This window comes from Catellatospora coxensis, from assembly GCF_016862635.1.
Taxonomy (GTDB): Bacteria; Actinomycetota; Actinomycetes; order Mycobacteriales; family Micromonosporaceae; genus Catellatospora; species Catellatospora coxensis.
The window spans coordinates 110,760-130,968 of the sequence record NZ_BONI01000011.1; the positions used below are offsets into that span (position 1 = coordinate 110,760).

Annotated in this window: 11 protein-coding genes; 6 read left to right on the forward strand and 5 right to left on the reverse strand. The window is 69.6% G+C overall.

Going from position 1 to position 20,209, the window contains the following annotated elements; translation table 11 throughout:
• Positions 1 to 25: 25 nt before the first annotated feature.
• Entirely contained in the window at positions 26 to 1,153 is a 1,128-nt protein-coding gene (locus tag Cco03nite_RS09115; protein ID WP_203691051.1) for an NAD(P)-dependent alcohol dehydrogenase, read from the forward strand.
• A 66-nt stretch (positions 1,154 to 1,219) separates the two neighbouring features.
• On the opposite strand, the gene Cco03nite_RS09120 is transcribed toward Cco03nite_RS09115, so the two are convergent.
• The gene (locus tag Cco03nite_RS09120; RefSeq protein ID WP_203691053.1) at positions 1,220 to 1,747 is read right to left on the reverse strand and encodes a MarR family winged helix-turn-helix transcriptional regulator; all 528 of its coding nucleotides are present in this window, start codon (positions 1,745 to 1,747) and stop codon (positions 1,220 to 1,222) included.
• A gap of 114 nt (positions 1,748 to 1,861) precedes the next feature.
• On the opposite strand from Cco03nite_RS09120, the gene Cco03nite_RS09125 reads away from it, so the two are divergent.
• Positions 1,862 to 3,277: an aldehyde dehydrogenase family protein gene (locus Cco03nite_RS09125; protein ID WP_203691055.1), complete on the forward strand. Its 1,416-nt coding sequence runs from the start codon at positions 1,862 to 1,864 to the stop codon at positions 3,275 to 3,277.
• A gap of 306 nt (positions 3,278 to 3,583) precedes the next feature.
• Positions 3,584 to 4,150, forward strand: a complete 567-nt coding sequence (locus Cco03nite_RS09130; protein ID WP_203691057.1) for a dihydrofolate reductase family protein — start codon at positions 3,584 to 3,586, stop codon at positions 4,148 to 4,150.
• Positions 4,151 to 4,220: 70 nt separating this feature from the next.
• Here the strand turns inward: Cco03nite_RS09130 and Cco03nite_RS09135 are convergent, their stop codons facing one another.
• The 3 genes from Cco03nite_RS09135 to Cco03nite_RS09145 all read right to left on the reverse strand — a co-directional run bounded on the left by Cco03nite_RS09135 (position 4,221) and on the right by Cco03nite_RS09145 (position 10,835).
• Positions 4,221 to 5,741, reverse strand: a complete 1,521-nt coding sequence (locus tag Cco03nite_RS09135) for an arabinofuranosidase catalytic domain-containing protein (protein WP_203691059.1) — start codon at positions 5,739 to 5,741, stop codon at positions 4,221 to 4,223.
• A 40-nt stretch (positions 5,742 to 5,781) separates the two neighbouring features.
• Positions 5,782 to 7,890, reverse strand: coding sequence for a ThuA domain-containing protein (locus tag Cco03nite_RS09140; RefSeq protein WP_203691061.1), 2,109 nt, complete (start codon positions 7,888 to 7,890; stop codon positions 5,782 to 5,784).
• 74 nt (positions 7,891 to 7,964) lie between these two features.
• Positions 7,965 to 10,835 (reverse strand): PQQ-dependent sugar dehydrogenase, encoded by a 2,871-nt coding sequence (locus tag Cco03nite_RS09145; protein WP_203691063.1) that lies wholly within the window; start codon positions 10,833 to 10,835, stop codon positions 7,965 to 7,967.
• 665 nt (positions 10,836 to 11,500) lie between these two features.
• On the opposite strand from Cco03nite_RS09145, the gene Cco03nite_RS09150 reads away from it, so the two are divergent.
• The 3 genes from Cco03nite_RS09150 to Cco03nite_RS09160 all read left to right on the forward strand — a co-directional run bounded on the left by Cco03nite_RS09150 (position 11,501) and on the right by Cco03nite_RS09160 (position 19,124).
• Positions 11,501 to 13,339: a family 43 glycosylhydrolase gene (locus Cco03nite_RS09150; RefSeq protein WP_239167234.1), complete on the forward strand. Its 1,839-nt coding sequence runs from the start codon at positions 11,501 to 11,503 to the stop codon at positions 13,337 to 13,339.
• Positions 13,340 to 13,455: 116 nt separating this feature from the next.
• The gene (locus tag Cco03nite_RS09155; protein ID WP_203691065.1) at positions 13,456 to 16,452 is read left to right on the forward strand and encodes a glycoside hydrolase family 95 protein; all 2,997 of its coding nucleotides are present in this window, start codon (positions 13,456 to 13,458) and stop codon (positions 16,450 to 16,452) included.
• Between the two features lie 272 nt (positions 16,453 to 16,724).
• Positions 16,725 to 19,124, forward strand: a complete 2,400-nt coding sequence (locus Cco03nite_RS09160; protein WP_239167235.1) for an RICIN domain-containing protein — start codon at positions 16,725 to 16,727, stop codon at positions 19,122 to 19,124.
• A gap of 101 nt (positions 19,125 to 19,225) precedes the next feature.
• Here the strand turns inward: Cco03nite_RS09160 and Cco03nite_RS09165 are convergent, their stop codons facing one another.
• Positions 19,226 to 20,200: an aldo/keto reductase gene (locus Cco03nite_RS09165; RefSeq protein ID WP_239167236.1), complete on the reverse strand. Its 975-nt coding sequence runs from the start codon at positions 20,198 to 20,200 to the stop codon at positions 19,226 to 19,228.
• Positions 20,201 to 20,209: the final 9 nt, after the last annotated feature.

Genomic DNA, 20,209 nt, shown 5'->3' on the forward strand with positions numbered 1-20,209 from the left:
CACCCTTCGAGAAAGAGGAACACCCATGCAGATACGAGCCGCAGTGTCGACCGGGCCAGGCGAGCGCTTCGCCTTCGAGAACCTGCAACTCGACGAACCGCGCGGCGACGAGGTCCTGGTGCGTATCGTCGCCACCGGCATCTGCCAGACCGACGCCCACGCCCGCAACGGGCACCTGCCCGTGCCTCAGCCGATCGTGCTGGGCCACGAAGGCGCGGGAGTCGTCGAGCGGGTCGGCCCCGACGTCACCGACCTGCGACCGGGCGACCATGTCGTGCTGTCGTTCCAGGCCTGCGGGGGATGCCCCCAGTGCCTGTCCGGCCACCCCGCATACTGCGAGCAGGCCATGCCGGCCAATTTCTCCGGCGCGCGGATCGACGGCACCCGAGGAGTGCACCGCATCGGCCCGGACGCCCGTCCGGTGTCGGGGCACTTCTTCGGGCAGTCTTCTTTCGCCACTCACGCACTGGCCACCCGGCGCAACACCGTCAAGGTCGACAGAGCTCTTCCGCTGGAGCTGCTCGGACCGCTGGGCTGCGGCTTCCAGACCGGTGCCGGTGCTGTGCTCAACACCTTCTCCGTATCCGCGGGTGACACGATCGCGATCTTCGGTGTCGGCGCAGTCGGGTTCGGTGCTCTCATGGCGGCGCACCTGGCCGGAGCCGCCACGATCATCGCCGTCGACGTCAACCCCCAGCGCCTGGCCCTGGCAGCCGACCTGGGTGCGACCCACACCGTCAACGCGCTCGAACACGAGGTCGCCAAGACGATCCAGGAGATCACGGGGGCGGGTGTCGGCTACGTGCTGGACACGACCGGACGTGCCGACATGCTCGACAACGCCGTCGACGCCCTGCGGCCACTGGGCCGGGTGGGCCTGGTCGCGGGTGGAGCGCCCGACAGCGTCGTGCCCGCCGCGAAGCTGGCTTTCGGCAAGACCGTGTCGGGGATCGTGCAGGGCGACGCGGTGCCGCAACTGTTCATCCCTCGGCTGGTCGAGCTGTTCGCCTCGGGTCGCTTCCCCGTCGACCGGCTGATCCGTTTCTACGACTTCGACGACATCGAGGCCGCATTCGCCGCGGCTGCCAGCGGCGAGGCCGTGAAGCCGGTACTCAGAATGCCACCTGCCGAAGAGCGCGCAGCCAGGCCGTGAGCACCGCGACGGACCGTCGTGCCGGGAACTGGCCGACCCGCTGCGGCGCAGGTGCCGACGGACGAATCAGGCAGCCGGGGCGGGCTGGTCGATCACGCTCTCCACGGCCAGACACGGGTCGGTGCCCGGCGCAGCGGTCACGATCGCCTCGGCCGCGCGCTCGGCCGCCTCCCGGAAACCGGCACGTTGCTGCGGGGTCAGCCCGCCGAGCACGTAGTCCTCGGCCCGGGCGACTCGCTCCTCGGCGTCGGCGAGCACCTGGCGGCCCTTGTCGGTGGCCACGATGCGGCGGGCTCGCCGGTCGCGGGGGTCCAGCTGCCGCTCGATCAGACCGGCGGCTTCGAGGTCGTCGATGACGTATGTCAGCACGCTGCGGTCGATGACCAGCCGCGTGGCCAGGGCGCCTTGAGTCGGGACGTCTTCGTGCACGACCACGGCGAGGATGTGGTAACCGCGGCTGCCGTGGGGAAGATCCTGCAGCACTTCCTCGACGAACTCCTGCCACCGCCGCAGCACCATGCCCAGTGACCAGCCGAAGTTGACTCCGCGTTGGCGGTCGGCCGGAGCGGGCAAAGCGTCTGTAGCAGCTGACATGTACCCGACGATAGCACAGTGTGTTGATCACAACATCGATTGACGAACAAATCATTTGCTGGACATAATAGTTTTGGATAACCGATCAGGTACCAACCGAAACGGAGCACCACCGTGCGCACCATCGACAAGGTCTACATCGACGGGAAGTTCGTCACTCCCCACGGAACCGAACTCGCGCCCCTGCACAACCCCGCCACGGAGCAGGTCATCGGGCACGTACGCCTGGCCGACGAGACCGATGCCAACGCCGCCGTCGCCGCGGCCAAGCGGGCCTTCGCCACCTACTCCCGGACCACCCGCCAGGAGCGGCTGGCCATCCTCCGCAGGCTCAGTGCCGCATTCACCGCGCGCCTCGACGACCTGCGCAACGCGATGATCGAGGAGTACGGAGCCACCCGCACGCTCGTCGAAGCCGGCATGCCGAAAGCCGCCGGCGTCTTCGACGAGGCCGCGCAGATCCTGGAGAAATACGAGTTCACCCGGGTGCACGGGGACAGCACGATCACGTTGGCACCGGTGGGCGTCGCCGCGGCGATCACACCCTGGAACTACAGCATCGTCTTCGTCGCGCAGAAGCTCGCCGGCGCCATCGCCGCGGGCTGCACCATCGTCGTCAAGCCCAGCGAGCTCAGCGCCATCCAGACGCAGATCATGAGCGAGTGCGTCGACGCCGCCGAGGTCCCCCCAGGCGTCGTCAACATCGTCACCGGGCGCGGCGATGTCGTGGGCGAGGTGCTGACCACCCATCCTGACGTCGCGAAGGTCGGCTTCACCGGTTCGACGACGGTCGGACAGCACATCATGCGCAACGCCGCCGCGACGATGAAGCGGCTGACCCTGGAACTCGGCGGCAAGAGTCCCAGCATCCTGCTCGACGACGCCGACATCCCCTCCGCTGTCGCCGACGCGCTCACCGCCGGTTTCATGAACAACGGCCAGGCGTGCTTCGCCGGAACCCGCATCCTGGCCCCGCAAAGCAGAATCGACGAAGTGCTCGACGCGATCAAGCAGAACGTCGCGACGCTGAAGGTCGGCGATCCCAACGACGCCGCCACGGCGGTCGGGCCACTGGTCAGCCAGAAGCAGTACGACCGCGTCCAGGACTACATCCGCGAAGGCAGGCACGAGGGCGCCAACGTGCTCATCGGTGGCGAAGGCCGCCCCGACGACCTGCCCACCGGCTGGTACGTCAAGCCCACGGTCTTCAGCGGCGTGACCAACACCATGCGCATCGCCCGCGAAGAGATCTTCGGACCCGTACTGGTCGTCATCGCCTACGGCGACGAGCAGGAAGCCATCGAGATCGCCAACGACACCCCGTACGGCCTGCAGGCTTACGTCTTCTCCGCCGACACCCGACGAGCCCGGCGCGTGGCCACCCAGATCGACGCGGGCACCGTCCTGATCAACCGTGCCTTCGGCGACCCCGAAGCCCCGTTCGGCGGCGTCAAGCAGTCCGGCATCGGCCGCGAGCACGGCGCATACGGGCTGGAGAACTTCCTCGAGCCACGCGCCGTCACCGCCTGACCGCGAAGGCCGGCTTCGTCCTGCTCGTCGCAGGGCACCGGGCTGAGCGCGTGCCGGGTCGCACCGCTCCGGCGACGGAGGACCACCGAGGGTTCGGTGCCGCGACTCCGAAGCGCCGCCGAACCCACAGGTCAGCACATCGGCCTTCGAGGCGGCGAGCCGACTGCCCACACGCACAAGCCTCGGCGTGCCGACGGTCGGCGGTCGGCGATGCGGGTGGTATCGAGCGCCGATGAGAAATGGCGCCGACAGTAGTGTGAGCACGGTCCGGTGCAATGCGCTGCGCGCATCAAGGGAGTGCAAGACGTGAGACCACTTCGATACTCGATCAACGTCACACTGGACGGCTGCTGCCATCACGAGGCGGGGCTCCCGCCCGACGAGGAGTCGATGCGCTACTGGACCGCGGAGATGGCACGAGCCGACGCGCTGCTGTTCGGCCGGGTGACCTACGAGATGATGGAGTCGGCGTGGCGGCGGCCGGCCTCCGGCACGTGGCCCGACTGGATGGGTGAGTGGCAGATCCCGTTCGCCGAGACCATCGACGGTGCGAAGAAGTACGTCGTGTCGAGCACGCTGAGCGGGGTCGACTGGAATGCCGAGCTGGTGCGGGGCGATTTGGGGCAGGCGGTTCAGCGGCTCAAGCAGGAGCCGGGCGAGGGCCTGTTCGTGGGTGGCGTGACGCTCCCCCTGGCGTTGGCGCAGCTGGGACTGATCGACGAGTACGTGTTCGTCGTGCAGCCGGTGCTCGCCGGACACGGGCCGACGTTGCTCGCCGGTCTGCGCGAGCGCATCCAGCTCGAACTCGTGGATCGCCATGAGTTCCGGTCGGGGGCCGCCGCCCTGCGATACCGGCCGCGGGTAACGGCCTGACGTTCCCGCAGTGCCGCCGCTGTGGCGCGGCGGCACTGCGAGGGTGGTCAGGGCCGAAGGCCCGTTCGTGTCATCGGTAGCCCGCGGCGACGATGTTGGCCTGGACGGCGTTCTCGACGGCATCGGACGGGTAGCCCGCCACCATGGCGCCCTCGTAGAACGTGCCAGCGCTGGCGTTGGCGCCGCCGTCGGGTTTGCAGCAGTCTCCGCCGCTGCCCAGCACGATGGCTCCCTGCTTCTTCATCGGGCTGTACCCGTTGGGAAGCGCGCCGTCCCACAGCGTGAACAGGCCCCCGGACTGGGCGTTGCTGCCCTTGATCGCGAACCGCGACACGCCGTTGTTCTTCAGCGTCGCCGTGACGAACTTGCTGGTGAACGCCCGCTGGTTCGGGTTCCAGGTGCTGCTGCCGCCCGGGAACAGGCCCCATTCGAGATCGGCCTGCACCCACGGCCCCGAACCCGAGCAGCCGCCGAACCAGCAGCTCGTGCCGAAGTAGATCGCGTCCATGGCACCGGCCGCGTCGGCCTTGCGGGTGGTCTCGCTGTTGCCGTAGTCGAAACAGCAGCCGCTGTTGACGTGGGTGCCGCTGGTGACCATGTACATCCCCTCGGGTGCGCTGCCGGTCGGGACACCGGTGAGGTGGCCGTCGCGCCAGTAGCTGTTGCCGGGGTTGATGTACAGCGAGTACGCCTTGCTGCCGCCGACCGTCAGCGACTCGGTCGTCGCCACGGCCGGACGGCTCTGCGGTGATCCGGGGACCACGCTGGATCCCTGGTACCACAGGTCGTTGCCGCGCCCGGACTGGTCGAACAGCACCGTGATGACGCACGTGGTGTTCGCGCAGAACGAATCCTGCGCCGCCGCGTTGGCGGTGCCGCCGGTGCTCAGGACGCCGATGTTGCGGGTGGTGTTGTCCGACGAGCGCCTGACCTGGTACAGGTTTCCGCTGTACGCCTGGTAGAGGGCTCGGGTGGTGCTGTGCGCCGCGATGCAGGGCGTGCCGCCGGCACCGTAGATGTCGCACGGGCCGCCCCCCGGCGGAGGCGCCGAGGTCGTCGGGGTCGGGCTCGGCGAGCCCGGCACCGACTGCGCCCACTGCTGGTTGGCCCCGCCGTGGCAGGCCCAGAGCAGGATCTTCGTGCCGTTGGCCGTCCCTGCGGCGTTGGCGTCCAGGCACAGGCCGGACTGCACGCCGGTGATGGTGCCGTTGGCGTTGACGTTCCACTGCTGGTTGTTCTGGCCGTTGCAGTCCCAGATGATGGCCTGCGTGCCGTTGGTGGTGCCCCGGCCGGATGCGTCGAGGCATTTGTTGCCGTAGACCGTCAGCTGGCCCGACGTGGTGAGAGTCCAGGCCTGGCCGGCGGAGTTGTTGCAGTCCCAGAGCTGGGCCTGCAGGCCGTTGCTGGTGCCGGAGTTGGGCACCTCGAGGCACCGTCCGGACGGGCCGCCGACGATTCGGGTGGGCGTGCCGACCGTCGCCGCCTGCGCGACTTCGGCCTGCACGGCGACGACCACGCCCGCCGATGCCAGGGCCAGGGCCAGGGTGGCGGCTGCCGCCCACCGGGAGCGGCCTTTGCTCATCTGAACCATGGAGTCACCTCACCAATCTCGGTTACGGATCGCGGCCGCATCAGGGCAGGGTCCACTTCTGGTTGGCGCCGCCGTTGCAGGTCCACAGGGCCACGACCGTGCCGTCGGCCGAGTTGTTGCCGGAAACGTCCAGGCACTTGCCCGACTGCGGGTTGCGCAGCGTCTGGTCCGAACTCTGGTATGTCCAGTTCTGCGCCGCGCCACCGGTGCACGTCCACAGCTGGATCTTCGTGCCGTTGGCGGTCCCTCCCCCGCTGACGTCCAGGCACTTGCCGAGCGCCCGCAGTGTCGAACCCGACACCGTCCACGTCTGCGGGGCACCGCCGTTGCACGTGTACAGCTGGATCTGCGTGCCGTCGGCCGACGAACCGCCGCGCACGTCCAGGCACTTGCCCGCCAGGCCCTTGACCGGGCCGGTGCCCGTGGATGCGGTGCCCTTGACCAGGACGAACTCGTCCACGTCGAAGAGGAAGCCGCTTGATCCGGTGAAGGTCAGGTACAGATTCTGGGTGCTGGACGGGACGCCCGACAGGGTCGTGGTGACGTTCTGGAAGTTCGTCCAGCTGCCGGTGTTGGGCACCGCGACGGAGCCGAGCACCGTCCCGCTGACCGAGCCGGTCCGGACCTGGATCGTGCCGCCGGAGCCCGCGGAGGCCACCCGGGCCCGGAACGAGGTGCTGCCGGTCAGGTCGAGGCTGTTGTACGCCGCCCAGTCGCCGGACTCGATGTTGCCCAGGACCTGGCCGCCGTTGGCCCCGGACTTGGACAGCGCCGAGACTCCACCGGCCGAGGAGAACGACTCGGCCTGGCGGGTGATGTCGCCGGTGGGCGGGGTGCCGCCCAGGTCCTTGATCCGGATGTTGCGGAAGGAGACGTCGTCGCCCGAGCCGTGGTTCTGGATGCCGATGTAGCCGGCCATGGAGCGGGCCGGGTTGGTGTTGGTGTAGTCGTTGATCTTCGAGCCGTTGAGGAAGACCTGCAGCCGCTCCCCCTCGACGAGCAGTTCGAAGGTGTTCCACTCCCCCGGCGGGTTGAGCGCCGCGTCGCGGGCGGTGATGTCGGCCGACTGCAGGGCGTAGATCGCGCCGGTGGTCCGGTCGGCGGAGTCGGTGGCGTCGATCTGGACCTCATAGCCGTTGTCCAGCGCGCCCTGCGCGGTGCTGCCCGCGGGGAACCCGATGACCACGCCGGAGTTGTCGTCGCCGGGCACCCGCCAGTCGAGTTTGAGCGAGTAGTTGACGTACTCGCGGGTGGTGTAGGAGAGCATGCCCATGCCGCCCGACGAGGTGAGCGTGGCGTCGGAGTTGCCGAAGCTGCCCGGCCCGGTCTGCGCCCAGCCGGTGGTGGAGCCGTTGTAGAGGGCGGTGTAGCCGGTCTCCGGGCGGCAGTCGGCCTTGGCCCGGCCCGCGGCGTAGCGGATCCCGCCGAGCAGGTGGCCGCGGAATGCCGTCTCGGAGTACGCCGACTGCGAGTGCCCGCCGCCGGTGTAGAAGGACCTGCCGCCGCTGTAGGTCTTGCACCAGGAGTGCGGGTGGTCGGCGCCCATGGAGCCGCCGGAATAAGAGGACTCGTCGACGGTGGCCAGCACCCGGGCGGTGGAGCGGGCGTTGGTCTGGTAGTTGTACCACTCCTCGGTGCGGGTCCAGGTCGGCGACAGGTGTGCGGTGGCCGGGTGGGCCCGGTTCTCGACCTTGATGTTGGCCTGCTGGATCGCCGGGTGGGAGGCGAAGTACGCCCCGACGAGGTTGCCGTAGAACGGCCAGCTGTACTCGGTGTCGGCGGCGGAGTGCACGCCGACGAAGCCGCCGCCGGAGCCGATGTAGGACTCGAACGCGGTCTGCTGGCTGGAGTTGAGCACGTCGCCGGTGGTGTTGAGGAAGACGACCGCCTCGTACTGCGCGAGGTTGCCGGTGCTGAAGGCGGAGGCGTCCTCGGTGGCGGTGACGGTGAAGTTGTTGGCCGAGCCGAGCGCCTGGATGGCCGAGATGCCGGCGGCGATCGAGTCGTGCCGGAACCCGGCGGTCTTGGAGAAGACGAGCACGTCGTACGGGGCGTCGGCGGCGCTGGCCGGGCTGGCCGGAGCGGTGGCGGCGAGGACGGCGAGGACGGCGGTGGCCGCGCCGAGTGCGGGTCGCAGGAGTCTGCGCATGGTGGCTCTCCTTGGGAGGGAAGGTGAGACGAGGCCCCTCACCGGTGTGGGAGCACCGGTGAGGGGCCTTCGGGTCAGGGCAGGGTCCACTTCTGGTTGGCGCCGCCGTTGCACGTCCACAGGGTCACGATCGTGCCGTCGGCCGAGTTGTTGCCGGACACGTCCAGGCACTTGCCCGACTGCGGGTTGCGCAGCGTCTGGTCGGAGGACTGGTAGGTCCAGTTCTGCGCCGCACCGCCAGTGCACGTCCACAGCTGGATCTTCGTGCCGTTCGCGGTGCCTCCGCCGCTGACGTCCAGGCACTTGCCCAGCGCCCGCAGCGTCGAACCCGACACCGTCCACGTCTGCGCGGCGGCCCCGTTGCACGTCAGGAGCTGGATCTGCGTGCCGTCGGCGGTCGCGCCGTTGCGCACGTCCAGGCATTTGCCCGCCAGCCCCTTGACCGGGCCGGCGCCCGGGGTGGTGGTGCCGGTGGCCAGGGTGAACGAGTCGACGTCGTACAGGAACCCGGTCCCGGACCCGGCGAAGGTCAGGTACAGGGTGGTGGTGCCGCTCGGCGGACTGGTGATCGAGCCGGTGACCGTGGCGAAGGTGTCCCACGAGCCGGTGACCGGCACGGTCGCCGAGCCGAGCACGGTGCCGGTCGCCGAGCCGGCCCGGATCTGCAGCGTGCCACCGCTGCCCGCCGACGAGACGCGGGCACTGAAGCCGGTCACGTTGCTGATCCGGTACGGCTGGAACGCGATCCAGTCGCCGTTGTGGATGTCACCGACGGTCTTGCCGCCCTCGGCGGCGCTCTTGTCGAAGGTGGCCACCCCGGACGAGGTCTTGAAGTGCTCGGCCTGCCGCTTGCGCGGCTGCAGGGTGTGCTGGGTGTGCGTGGTCAGGCCGCCCGCGTCGGTGTACTCGGCGTCGAAGACCCCGAAGATGTTGGCAGCGTCGTCGTGCTCGCCGTCGACGGGGACCGCGATCGACCCGTTGCAGCCGTTCTGCGAGGTGATCTGGTGGCCGTGGCTGTCGTGGCCGAGCACGTAGGTCATCTTGACCTTGGTGCAGTCGATGGTGCCGTCCTCGGGGTCGGACACCGTGATGCTGAACGGCACGGTCTCGCCGAAGCCGAACAGCTGCCCGTTGGCGGGGCTGGTGATGGTGACCGTCGGCGCGGTGTTGCCGACGCCGATCTGCACGCTCGCCGAGCCGGTGGCGCCCTGCGGGTCGCGGACCGTCAGCGTGGCGTTGTACGTGCCGTTGGCACTGTAGGTCTTGCTCGGGTTGGCGGACGTGGAGGTGGTGCCGTCGCCGAAGGCCCAGGAGTAGGCCAGCGTCCCGCCCTCGGGGTCAGACGATCCCGACGAGGAGAAGTTCACCGTCAGCGGGGCCGCGCCGGAGGTCCGGTCGGCGCTCGCCACGGCGGTCGGGGCCCGGTTGCCGCTGCCCACGTAGTCGTAGCGGTACAGCGCCGAGTTGGCGTCGCCGTTGTAGTAGCCGGTGCCGTAGTCCAGCACGTACAGCGCGCCGTCGGGTCCGAAGGCCATGTCCATGACCTGCTTGCCGTTCCACGGGAACGTCTCGATGGCGCCGCGGGTGCCGTCGGAGTTGACGTGGATCGGCTTGACCCAGCCCCGGCCGAACTCGCCGGCGAAGAACTGCCCGTCGAAGCCCTGAGGGAACTTGGTGCTCGACGTCGACGAGGCGTCGTACCGGTAGACGGGGCCGCCCATCGGCGACTCCGAGCCGCTGCCGAACTCCGACGGGCTGCCGGAGTCGCCGGCGTAGCGGATCCAGGCCGTCTTGGCGGCCGGCAGGGTCGGCAGGCCGGTGTTGCGGAAGCTGTTGTTGGTCGGGCCGCCGCCGCAGTTGTACTTCGATCCGGCGCTGTTGCTCGCGAAGTCCCACTCGGCGTAGGTCTCGCTGGAGCTGTTGGTGCCGGTGCAGTAGGGCCAGCCGTAGAAGCCCGGCCCGGTGACCCGGTTGAACTCGACCTGCCCGCTCGGGCCGCGGCTGGTGGTGCTGCCGGAGTCCGGGCCGTAGTCGCCGACGTAGACCACGCCGGTGGCCTTGTCGACGCTGATCCGGAACGGGTTGCGGAAGCCCATCGCGTAGATCTCCGGCCGGGTCCGGCTGTCGGAGTCGACGAACATGTTGCCGTCGGGGATCGAGTACGACCCGTTCGCGTTCACCTTGATCCGCAGGATCTTGCCGCGCAGGTCGTTGGTGTTGGCCGCGGACCGCTGGGCGTCGTAGGCGGGGTTGCGGTTGGTCCGCTCGTCGAGCGGGGAGAACCCGGCGGACTCGAACGGGTTGGTGTCGTCGCCGGTGGACAGGTACAGGTTGCCCACCGCGTCGAAGTCGATGTCGCCGCCGGTGTGGCAGCAGATGCCCCGGTCCGCGGCGACGTCGAGGATGTCGACCTTGCTTGACTGGTTGACGGTGAAGTCGGAGTTCAGGGTGAACCGGGAGAGCCGGTTGACGCCCTGCCAGGCCGACCAGTTCGTGCCGGTGGACGGGGCGTCGCCGCCCGGGGTCGACAGCGGCGGGGCGTAGTACAGGTAGATGTGCCGGTTGGTCGCGAAGTTCGGGTCGACCCCGACGCCCTGCAGTCCCTCCTCGTCGTGGGTGTAGACCGCGATGGTGCCCACGACCGAGGTGTTGCCGGACGCGTCGGTGCGGCGCAGCGTGCCGTTGCGCGCGGTGTGCAGGACCGACCGGTCCGGCAGCACCGCCAACGTCATCGGCTCGCCCGTCTCGGACAGTCCCTTGGCGAGGGTGACCTGCTGGTAGTCGGTGCTGACGATGGTGTGCGCCTGCGCCGGCGCGGGGCCGCCGAGCCCGGCGGGGCCCGCGGTGAGGATGGCGGTCGCGCCGCTCGCGGTCAGCAGCAGCGCCGAGCCTGCGGAGAACCATCGTCTGGTGCGGTGCGGGGGGAGGCCGTCCCTGATGGACATGAAGACCCTTCCTGACAAGTGATGGCCAGGCGGGCGCGACTCGTCGCGCCGGATGCCGTGGGGGGGGTGCTGCCTGCCAGGTGCCGCACCTGACAGGTGGCGGCCTCTGACGGCGGATGGAGCCATCACAGATCGCCAGTCGATGGGTCCCGCGCCGCCGGTACGCCTCGACGAAAAACTTGCCGATCCTGCCGATCCCGTCGCCACATGTCGCCATGGGGGCCAGGTCATATGACGTGTTATCAGGTAGTCGGCTCGGTCGATGTTATCGGTCACATCGTGGTTGTCAACCCGCCCTCAAACATCGATCTTCTCCTGTTGATCAGCTCCCACCTGGACGGTCTAGCTGACCTGCGCACACGCGAAACCTTTTCGTCACATCTTGACTCAAGCGCTGTTATCGTTCACATTCGACTGATCGCGGGATGGTCGGCACCTTCATCCGCAACGGCTGGCAGGGCACCGATCGAGCACGTCAGGGCAGGTCGGGCCAGAGGTGCGGCGTGCTCAGACGTCATACAGCACCCGTCAAGTTCCGCATACAAGTCGACCTTCGGCGCGGTTCTCCCCCTTGGCGCGGCCTGCCGGACCCGGCGGCTGGTCGCCGATGGGCACGCCCTCGAACGCGGCGTCGCACCAGGTCGGCGACTTCCGAAGGAGAGCACGTGAAACACCCGCTCACCCGCCGCACCGGCCGGAGCCTGCGACGGCTTGCCGCCGTCGCGGCCGGCCTGCTCCTGGCGCTCACACTCGCGCCGGTCAGCGCCGGCGCGGACAACCCGATCGTGCAGACGATCTACACAGCCGATCCCGCCCCACTGGTCCACAACGGCCGCGTGTACCTCTACACCGGTCACGACGAGGACGGCTCGACCTATTTCACGATGAAGGAGTGGCGGGTCTACTCCTCGGCCGACATGGTGAACTGGACCGACCACGGCGTGCCGATGAGCCTGTCCACCTTCAGCTGGGCCAGCGCCGACGCCTGGGCCGGGCACGTGGCCTACCGCAACGGCAAGTTCTACTGGTACGTCCCGGTCAAGAACCGGGCCACCGGCGGCATGGCCATCGGGGTGGGCGTGTCCAGCAGCCCCACCGGCCCGTTCACCGACGCCCTCGGGCGGCCGCTGGTCGAGAACGGCGAGATCGACCCCAACGTCCTCATCGACGACGACGGCCAGGCCTACCTGTACTGGGGCAACCCCCGCCTGTGGTACGTCCGGCTGAACACCGACATGATCTCCTACTCGGGCGGCCCGACCCAGATCCCGCTGACCACCAGCGGCTACGGCACCCGCACCGGCAACACCAGCCGCCCGACCCTGTACGAGGAAGGCCCCTGGGTCTACAAGCGCAACGGCATGTACTACAACGTGTTCGCGGCCGAATGCTGCTCGGAGTTCATCGGCTACTCCACCGCGACAGGCCCCACCGGGCCCTGGACCTACCGCGGGACCGTCATGCCGCGCCAGGGCGCCAGCTTCACCAACCATGCCGGCGTCGTCGACTTCAACGGCGGCTCGTACTTCTTCTACCACAACGGCGCCCTGCCCGGCGGTGGCGGCTACACCCGGTCGGTGGCCGTCGAGAAGTTCACCTACAACAGCAACGGCACCATACCGACGATCAACATGACCAGCTCCGGCGCGCCGCAGATCGGCACTCTGAACCCGTACGTGCGCCAGGAGGCCGAGACGATCGCCTGGGAGACCGGCGTCGAGACCGAGCCCGCCAGCGAGGGCAGCCTCAATGTCGGCTGGATCGACAACGGCGACTACATCAAGGTCAAGGGCGTCGGCTTCGGCACCGGTGCGACGTCGTTCACCGCACGGGTCGCCTCGGCGGGCGCGGGCGGCAACATCGAGCTGCGACTGGACAGCCTGACCGGCCCCGTCGCGGGAACGTGCGGGGTGGCCGGCACCGGCGGCTACCAGACCTGGGCGACGGTCACGTGCGCGGTGTCCGGGGCGACCGGCACCCGTGATCTGTACCTGCGGTTCACCGGCAGCGGCGGCGGCCTGTTCAACGTCAACTGGTGGCAGTTCGGCGGCGGCACGTCCAGCGGCAACCAGCTCACCAACGCCGACATGGAGTCGGGCACGACCGGGTGGGCCGTGTTCGGCAGCGGCACCCTGGCGTCCAACACGTCAGTCGTGCACGGCGGCAGCAGGTCGGTGCTGCTCACCGGCCGCACCGCCGCCTGGAACGGCGTCCGCCAGGACGTCACCGCCACACTCGTCAACGGCAAGAGCTACACCACCAGCGTCTGGGTACGCACCCAGAGCGGCACCCCGTCGGCGAAGGTCACCCTCGCCGTGACCGCCAACGGGTCGACCGGATACGTGCAGCTCACCCCTGCCGCGACGGTGAACTCCGGCGGATGGACCCAGCTGACCGGCACCACGACCGTCTCCTGGACCGGAACCCTGTCCGGCGCGAGCCTCTACGTCGAGACGGCGGCCGGCACCGACGGCTACTACCTCGACGACGCCTCCTTCCAGTGACCGGCCTGCCCTGACGGTCACCCGGACCGGCCGGTGGCCACCACCGGCCGGTCCCCTCCGCCTCCACGTACCAGCCAACTGTCCATTCACCCTGTTCGCTCCGAGGGAGTCGACCGATGTCGGATCTGACACGCAGACAAGTGATCAAGACCGGTGCCGTGGGCGCCGGGGCCCTGCTCTCGCCGTTGCCGTGGACCGCCGAAGCCCAGGCCGGTTCGGCGGCGCCCGTCGAGGTGCTCGCGGCCGGCGACCTGGCACTCTGGTACAACCAATCCGCCGGCACCGACTGGCTGCGCGCCCTGCCCATCGGCAACGGCCGCCTGGGCGCGATGGTGTTCGGCAACGTCGACACCGAGCGGCTCCAGCTCAACGAGGACACGGTGTGGGCCGGCGGACCGCACGACCCGGCCAACACGGCGGGAGCGGGGGCGCTGGCGGAGATCCGGCGGCTGGTCTTCGCCAACCAGTGGGGCCCAGCGCAGGACCTGATCAACCAGCGCATGCTCGGCAAGCCGGTGGGGCAGCTCGCCTACCAGCCGGTCGGCAACCTCCGGCTGACCTTCCCCACCTCCGGCAGCGCCTCGCAGTACCACCGCCGCCTGGATCTGACCACCGCCACCACCTCGGTCAGCTACGTGATGAACGGCGTGCGCTACCAGCGTGACGTGTTCGCCAGCGCGCCCGACCAGGTGATCGTCATGCGCCTGACCGCCGACCGCACCGGGGCGGTCACGTTCACCGCGGCGTTCGACAGCCCGCAGTCGTCGAGCGTGTCCAGCCCGGACGGCAGCACCATCGCTCTGAACGGCACCTCGGGCTCGATGGAAGGGGTGACCGGGGCGGTCCGGTTCCACGCCCTGGCCGGGGTGAGCGCCAGCGGCGGCACCGTCTCCAGCTCCGGCGGCACGCTGCGGGTCACCGGCGCGACCAGCGTGACCCTGTTCGTGTCGATCGGGTCGAGCTACGTCAGCTACCGCGACGTGAGCGGCGACCACCAGGGCATCGCCCGCCGCCACCTCAGCGCCGCCCGCGGCGTCTCCTACGACCAGCTGCTCGCCAGGCACACCGCCGACTACCAGGCGCTGTTCAACCGGACGACCCTCGACCTCGGCCGCACCTCCGCGGCGGACCAGCCCACCGACGTCCGCATCAGCCAGCACGCCTCCGTCACCGACCCGCAGTTCTCCGCACTGCTGTTCCAGTACGGCCGGTACCTGCTCATCGCGTCCTCGCGGCCCGGCACGCAGCCGGCCAACCTGCAGGGTATCTGGAACGACCAGATGGCCCCGCCGTGGGACTCCAAGTACACGATCAACGCGAACCTGCCGATGAACTACTGGCCGGCCGACACGACGAACCTGGCCGAGTGCCACGAGCCGGTGTTCGCGATGATCCGGGATCTCGCGGTCACGGGGGCCCGGACCGCCCAGGCGCAGTACGGGGCGAGCGGCTGGGTCACCCACCACAACACCGACGCGTGGCGGGCGACCTCGGTGGTCGACGGCGCGTTCTGGGGCATGTGGCAGACCGGCGGCGCGTGGCTGGCGACCCTGATCTGGGACCACTACCGGTTCACCGGCGACGTCGGGTTCCTGAGCGCCAACTACCCGGCGATGAAGGGCGCGGCCCAGTTCTTCCTCAGCACGCTGGTCACCGAGCCGAATCTCGGCTACCTGGTGACCAACCCGTCGAACTCCCCCGAGCTGGCCCACCACTCCAACGTCAGCGTCTGCGCCGGTCCGACGATGGACAACCAGATCCTGCGGGATCTGTTCGACGGGTGCGCCGCGGCGAGCGAGGTGCTCGGCGTGGACGCCGACTTCCGTACGCAGGTCCGCGCGGCCCGCCAGCGCTTGGCGCCGATGAAGGTGGGTTCGCGGGGCAACATCCAGGAGTGGCTGGCCGACTGGGTCGAGACCGAGCAGTACCACCGCCACATCTCCCACCTGTACGGGCTGCATCCGAGCAACCAGATCACCAAGCGGGCGACACCGACGCTGTTCGCAGCCGCGCGGCGGACCCTGGAGCTGCGCGGCGACGACGGCACCGGATGGTCGCTCGCCTGGAAGATCAATTTCTGGGCGCGAATGGAGGAGGGCGCCCGGGCCCACAAGCTGATCAGGGACCTGGTCAACACGTCCCGGCTCGCGCCGAACATGTTCGACCTGCATCCGCCGTTCCAGATCGACGGCAACTTCGGGGCGACGTCCGGCATCGCCGAGATGCTGCTGCACAGCCACAACGGCGAGCTGCACCTGCTGCCGGCGCTGCCCTCGGCGTGGTCGGGCGGCCAGGTGACCGGCCTGCGCGGCCGCGGCGGGTACACCGTGAGCCTGACCTGGAGTTCGGGCCAGCTCACCGAGGCGCTGATCCGGGCCGACCGCGCGGGCGTGGTGCAGCTGCGGGCGCGGCTGTTCACCGGCGGCTTCACCGTGGTCGACACCGCCGACGCCTCCACGGTGACCCCGGCCCGGGTCGAGTCCGACTGCGTCCGGATCACCGTCCAGGCCGGCCGCACCTACCGGGCGCAGCCGACGGGGCAGACGACGCCGACCCTGGAGCAGCTTTTCTCCAATGCCGGCACCACCAACGACGGCAACACGGGCGTGGGCAACTTCGACGGCAACGGGGCGACGCTGTCCGCGCAGGCTCTGGCCCTGGTCGGGGTGACCCCCGGCGCGACCCTGAGCCGCGAGGGAATCACCTTCCGGTGGCCGAACGTGCAGCCGGGCGGGGCGGACAACGCGATCGCCTCGGGCCAGTCCGTGGCCATCAGCGGCACCGGCAGCAAGCTGGGGTTCCTGGCCGCCGGGACCTACGGCGCGGTCGGCGGGACCGCCACCGTGGTCTACGCCGACGGCACCCGCCAGTCGTTCGCCCTCAGCGTGCCCGACTGGTACGGCGGGCCCAAGAGCGGCGCGACCGCGGCGGTCGTCATGTCCTACCAGAACCGGCCCGGCAACCGCCGGGAGAACACGGCCGCCACCATCTACTACGCCGGCGTGTCCCTGGCGGCCAAACCCGTCGTGCGCGTCGAGCTGCCCAACATCAGCTCAGGTCCGGCATCCGGAGTGCCGACGATGCACATCTTCGCGATGGCGATCGGCGCATAGCAAGGCCCGGTCACGCGCCGGCGACCCATCGGCACGCTGCGGGCAGCGCGATGCTGCCCGCAGCGTTGCCGCCTCGCACTGGGCCGACGTGCGCCTGAGCCCGGCCGCGGCCGTCCGCGTCCACACAGGCGCAACCCATCGGCCTCGATATTGCTATGACGTCATACATGTGATGTGATGCACGCCATCCGTTACGTCGGCATTTCTCGCTGATGACGGTTCACCACTGCCTGCCAGGCCCGCGCCGCCAACAACTCGTGGAAGGACGCACCGTGGCTACTGCTCCCGGCCGCGCACACCGAAAAACGAAACGCCGATCCCGGCTGCTGCCCCTTTACCTCACCGCACTGCTCGTCACGGCATCCGCGCTGCCGGCCACGCCCGCCACCGCCGCGGTCATGACCACCCTGTACGTGTCCCCCACCGGATCCGGCACGGCGTGCTCCACCACCCAACCCTGCTCGCTGACGCAGGCCCAGTCGACGGTGCGGGGTCTCGCGCCGACGATGAGCGGCGACATCGTGGTGCAGCTCGCCGGTGGCGCCTACGCCCTGTCCGCACCGCTGACGTTCACCTCCGCCGACTCCGGCGCGAACGGCTACACCGTGTTCTGGCGGGCCGCGACGGGAGCCCAGCCGGTCATCTCCGGCGGGCAGCGGGTCACGGGATGGACGCAGGTGGACGCCGCGCAGAACATCTGGCGCGCCGCCGCGAGCGCCGGTTTCGACAGCCGCCAGCTCTACGTCAACGGCCGCATCGCGACCCGCGCCCGTACGCAGGTCAACCGCGGCGACTTGACCATGACGACGAGTGGTATGACGTTCACCAGCAGCGCGCTGTCCTACTTGAACAACGTCGCGGCCGAGGATCGCATCGAGCTGGAGTCGGTGAACTCGTTCACCGACCGGTACGTGCCGGTGCAGTCCATCAGCAACAACACGATCACCATGGAGCAGCCGGCCTGGAACAACAACACGTTCGGCTATGACACGCTGAGCAGACCGTTCCGGGCCGGACCGATGTACCTGGTCAACGCGCGGGAGTTCCTCGATGCCGCAGGCGAGTGGTATCTGGACACCTCCGCCGGCCAGCTCTACTACAAGCCGCTGAGCGGTGAGAACATGGCCACCGCCGACGTGCAGCTGCCCCGGCTGGAGTCGCTGCTGCGGGTCGGCGGCACCTACGCCGCGCCGGCCCATCACCTGGCCTTCTCCGGCCTGCAGTTCTCCCACACCAGCTGGCTGCAGCCGAACACCGGCCAGGGCTACGCCGACCAGCAGACGGGCGCGTACATCTACGGCACCTGGTCCCGGCCGTCGGACTGGCTCAACTCGTGCCAGTCGGGCTGCCCGCAGTTCGAGGCGACCCGGCCCAACTGGCGTCAGATGCCCGCGGCGGTACAGGTGTCGGCGGCCAACGCGATCAGGTTCACCGGCAACCGGTTCACCAACCTCGGCCAGGTCGGGCTCGGCATCGGCAACGACGCCAACGCCCACGCCACTGGCGTCGGCCTCGGCGCCAGCGACATCGACGTGATCGGCAACACCTTCGAGCAGATCTCGGCCGGTGCGGTCATCGCCGGTGGCGTGCAGGCCGACGCGCACCACCCCAGCGACACCCGGATGGTCAACCGGGACATCGTCTTCGGCAACAACGCCGTCCACGACGTGGCCGTCGACTACCGCAGCCACGTCGGGCTGCTCATCACCTACGCCGCCGACTCGGCCATGACCAACAACGAGGTCTACAACCTGCCCTACACCGGCATCTCGATCGGCTACGGCTGGGGCGCCAACGATGCCGGCGGCTCCCAGGACTACATCGACCGCGGGCTCTACAACTACCAGCCCCGGTACACGACCGCGACGATCGCGGCGAACTACCGCGTGCAGGCCAACTACGTCCACGACGTCATGCGCCAGATGACCGACGGCGCGGCGTTCTACGCCCTGTCCGCACTGCCTGGCACGACGATCAACCAGAACTGGTTCCGCAACACCAACGGATGGCTCGGCCTGTACTTCGACGAAGGCGCGAGGTACATGTCGGCCGCCGGCAACGTGTTCGACAACATCGGGCAGTGGGCCTACGGGCAGCACTGGGCCAACAACAACACCGGCAACCTGACCCTGACCAACAACTGGACGACCAGCACCAACACCAACATCACCAGCGGCTCGCGCGGCAACACCAACACCGGCACGGTCGTCGTCTCCGGCGGGAACTGGCCGGCGGCGGCGCGCACGGTGATGGCCTCCGCCGGCGTGCAGTCCGCCACCCAGCAGGGCGTCACCATCGTGGGCGGCCAGTCGGGACGCTGTGTCGACGTGCCGAACGCGAGCTCCGCCAACGGCACCCAGGTGCAGTTGTGGGACTGCGCGGGCGGCACGGGCCAGCGGTGGACCTACACCGCGGGCAAGCAGCTGACGGTGTACGGCAACAAGTGCCTGGACGCCACCGGCCAGGGCACCGCCAACGGCACCCGCCTGGTCATCTGGGACTGCAACGGGCAGGCCAACCAGCAGTGGAACGTCAACTCCAACGGCACGATCACCGGCGTGCAGTCGAATCTGTGCGTGGACGCGAGCGGCAACGGCACCGCCAACGGGACCCTGCTGCACCTGTGGGGCTGCCACGGCGGCACGAACCAGCAGTGGACCCTGCGCAGCTGATCAGCGAGCGCACGGCATGACATGGCCGCGGGGTCGAGACGTGGACGTCTCGACCCCGCGGCCATGTCATGGTTCGGCGCAGAGCGGCCGGTGTGAGCGGATCAGCCCACCGCCTGCCACAGGCCGTCCGGCACCGGCGTCCGCATTCCTGCCACGGCGGCGTCGACGTGCTCGGCTGATCTCATGCCGGAGACTACCGCCGCCACGGCGGGGTGGCGCAGGGGGAACTGCAGCGCCGCGACGGGCAGTTCGGTCCCGTGCTCCCGGCATGTCTCGGCGAGGCGGCGAGCCTGCCAGAGCACCCGGTCCGACGCCGGCGCGTAGTTGAAGTTGCCGCCCTCGACGGGCCATGGCCTGGCGAGGATGCCCGAGTTGAAGGGCGCGGCCGCGACCACGGCCACTCCCCTGCGTTCGCACTCGTCGAGCAACTGCTCGCCCGACCGGTCGAGCAGGGTGTACCGGCCGGCCAGCATGACGACGTCGAGGTCGGTCTCCAGCACCATGCGCAGCGGCGCCTGCCACTGGTTCATGCCGACGCCGACGGCCCGGATCAGGCCCTGGTCGCGTAGCGCGATCAGGGCGGGAATCGCCTGGCTGGTCGCCTCGTCGACGGCGTCGTCAGGGTCGTGGACGTAGACGATGTCGATACGGTCGACGCCCAGCCTGGTCAGGCTCCCCTCGATGCTGCGGGCGACGCCGTCGGCGGTGAAGTCCCACACGCGCACCAGGTCGTCGGGGACGTCGAAGCCGCCGGCCGCGAGATCGGAGCCGGTCGGCGCGGGGTGCGGGCGCAGCAGCCGCCCGACCTTGGTGGACAGGACATAGGCGTCACGCGGGTGGGCGCGCAGCGCCGAGCCCAGACGACGCTCGGAAAGCCCGAGCCCGTAGTGCGGTGCGGTGTCGAAGTGGCGTATCCCCGCCTGCCATGCGACGTCCACGGCCCGCGCGGCAGCGGCATCGGACCCGGCATAGCCGAGGTTGCCGATCCCGGCCGCGCCGAAGCCGAGCGTGGACACGTTCAGGCCGGTGCGGCCGAGCGGCCGGGTGGGCATCGCGGCCGGTGCGGGCAGGTTCACAGCGACTCC